Here is a 2,909-nt window from a genome sequence, read left to right as displayed (position 1 = left end):
TAAGACACCGCACCAAGGACCACCCGCCCACGCCCCGCACGCCCGCACGCAGACGATCTCGCCCTACCCGGCCGGCCCTGCCCCCGTGAACCAGAACGCGCCCAACCGCCGGCGGCTACCCCACCGACGAGTACGCCACGACCCCCCGCAGCAGCCCCTCCACGGCCTTGCGCGCGTTCTTCGCGACCGTCGACCCCTCGCTGCCGGAGACCGGCGCCGCGGCCGAGATCTGCCCGAGGACGTCGATGACCTGCTTGCACCACCGGACGAAGTCGCCGGCCGGCATCTCCGCCTCGCGCAGGACCTCGTCGAGGCCCTTGCCGGAGGCCCACTCGTAGGCCGCCCAGGCGAAGCCGAGGTCGGGCTCGCGCTGGCCGACGCCCTCGCTCTGGGTGATCCGGAACTCCTCCTCCAGCGCGTCGAGCCGGCCCCAGATGCGGACCATCTCGCCGAGCGCGGCCTTGGCCTTCCCGGACGGCACCTTCGGTGCCATGGCGTCGTCGGCGACCCGCGACTCGTAGACCAACGCCGAGACGCAGGCGGCGAGTTCGGCGGGTGAGAGTCCCTCCCACACGCCCGCGCGCAGGCATTCGCTGGCGAGCAGGTCCAGTTCGCCGTAGAGCCGGGCGAGCCGCTTGCCGTGCTCCGTCACCTCGTCGGAGCGCAGATAGTCCAGCTCGGTGAGCAGGGCGACGATGCGGTCGAACGTCCGGGCGATGGTGTTCGTGCGGCCCTCGATGCGCCGCTCCAGCTGCGAGGTGTCACGCAGCAGCCGGTGGTAACGCTCGGCCCAACGGGCGTGGTCCTCGCGGTCGTTGCAGCCGTGGCAGGCGTGCGCGCGGATCGCGGTGCGCAGCCGGGCGATCTCGCGGTCGTCGGCCGCCTGGGCGCGCTGCTTGCGCGCCCGCTCGGGCGGGATGTGCCCGGCCTTGGTGCGCAGCGCGGACGCGAGGTCACGGCGGGACTGCGGGGAGCGCGGGTTGAAGGACTTGGGGACCCGCATCCGCTCCAACGGCTCGACAGGCACGGGGAAGTCCATGGACGCCAGCCGCTTCACCTGCCGTTCGGCCGTCAGCACCAGCGGGCGCGGCCCGTCGTGCTGCTCGAAGCCACGGTGGCCGTTCGACCGGCCGGCGGGCAGTCCCGGGTCGAGGACGAGCGCGAGGCCCGCGTACTTGCCGGTGGGGACGTGGATGATGTCACCGGGCTTGAGCTTCTCCAGCGCGACGGCGGCCTCGGCGCGCCGCTGGGCGGCCCCCTGGCGGGCCAGGTCGGTCTCCCGGTCCTTGAGGTCGCGGCGCAGTGCCGCGTACTCCTCGAAATCGCCCAGGTGACAGGTCATGGACTCCTTGTAGCCGTCCAGCCCCTCCTCGTTCCGCTGCACCTGCCGGGAGATCCCGACGACCGACTTGTCGGCCTGGAACTGCGCGAACGAGGTCTCGAGCAGCTCGCGCGAGCGGTGCCGCCCGAACTGGTCCACGAGGTTGACCGCCATGTTGTACGACGGCTTGAAGCTGGAGCGCAGCGGGTACGTGCGCGTGCCGGCCAGTCCCGCCAGGTGGTCGGGGCTCATACCGCGCTGCCACAGCACGACGGCGTGACCCTCGACGTCGATGCCGCGACGGCCGGCGCGGCCGGTCAACTGGGTGTACTCGCCGGGGGTGATGTCGGCGTGCTGTTCGCCGTTCCACTTGACGAGCTTCTCCAGCACGACCGAGCGGGCGGGCATGTTGATGCCGAGCGCGAGGGTCTCGGTGGCGAACACGGCCTTCACGAGGCCGCGTACGAACAACTCCTCGACGACCTCCTTGAACGTGGGCAGCATGCCCGCGTGGTGGGCGGCGATGCCGCGCTCCAGACCTTCCAGCCACTCGTAGTACCCGAGGACGTGGAGGTCCTCGTCGGGGATGGACGCGGTGCGTTCCTCGACGAGGGCGCGCACCCGCTCGCGCGCCTCGTCGTCGTTCAGCCGCAGACCCGCGTACAGGCACTGCTGTACGGCGGCCTCGCAGGCCGCGCGGCTGAAGATGAACGTGATGGCGGGCAACAGGCCCTCGGAGTCGAGCCGTTCGATGACTTCGGGGCGCCCCGGCGTCCACACACGCGAGCGGGATCTGCGCTCGCGTTCTCGGTCGGCCTCGCGCATCGCGCGCCCGCGTTTGCGGTCCTGGAAGGAGGGTCGCTGGGCCTCCATCCGCGCGAGCCGCGTGAGGTCGGGGTTGACCGCCTTCCTGCTGCCCTCGCCCTCCTCGAAGAGGTCGTACATCCGGCGTCCGGCGAGCACGTGCTGGAAGAGGGGCACGGGCCGGTGCTCGGAGACGATCACCTGGGTGTCGCCGCGCACGGTGTCGAGCCAGTCGCCGAACTCCTCGGCGTTGGACACGGTCGCCGACAGCGAGACGAGGGTGACCGACTCGGGGAGGTGGATGATCACTTCCTCCCACACGGCGCCGCGGAAGCGGTCGGAGAGGTAGTGCACCTCGTCCATGACCACGTAGCCGAGGCCCAGGAGGGTCTGCGAGCCCGCGTACAGCATGTTCCGCAGCACCTCGGTGGTCATCACGACCACCGGGGCATCGGAGTTGACGCTGTTGTCGCCGGTGAGCAGGCCGACCTTGTCCGCGCCGTAACGGCGGCACAGGTCGGAGTACTTCTGGTTCGACAGGGCCTTGATGGGGGTCGTGTAGAAGCACTTCTTGCCCTGCAGGAGGGCGAGATGGACGGCGAACTCGCCGACGATCGTCTTGCCCGAACCGGTGGGGGCGGCCACCAGCACGCCCTTTCCCGCTTCGAGCGCCTGACAGGCCTCGATCTGGAAGGGGTCGAGACCGAATTCGTACATCTCGCGGAAGGACGCGAGCGCGGTGGCCTGCTCGACAGCGCGCTTGCGTGCTGCCGCATACCGCTCG

1 protein-coding gene is annotated in these 2,909 nt (G+C 70.8%); it reads right to left on the bottom strand.

The genetic code is table 11. The features are described from left to right. Positions 1-115: 115 nt before the first annotated feature. Positions 116-2,909 (bottom strand): DEAD/DEAH box helicase (locus STRTUCAR8_RS33450; protein ID WP_044473348.1); only part of this gene is annotated, 2,794 nt, incomplete at its 5' end.

Source organism: Streptomyces turgidiscabies Car8 (assembly GCF_000331005.1).
Classification (GTDB): domain Bacteria; phylum Actinomycetota; class Actinomycetes; order Streptomycetales; family Streptomycetaceae; genus Streptomyces; species Streptomyces turgidiscabies.
This window is presented reverse-complemented; position numbering and strand designations above follow the sequence as displayed.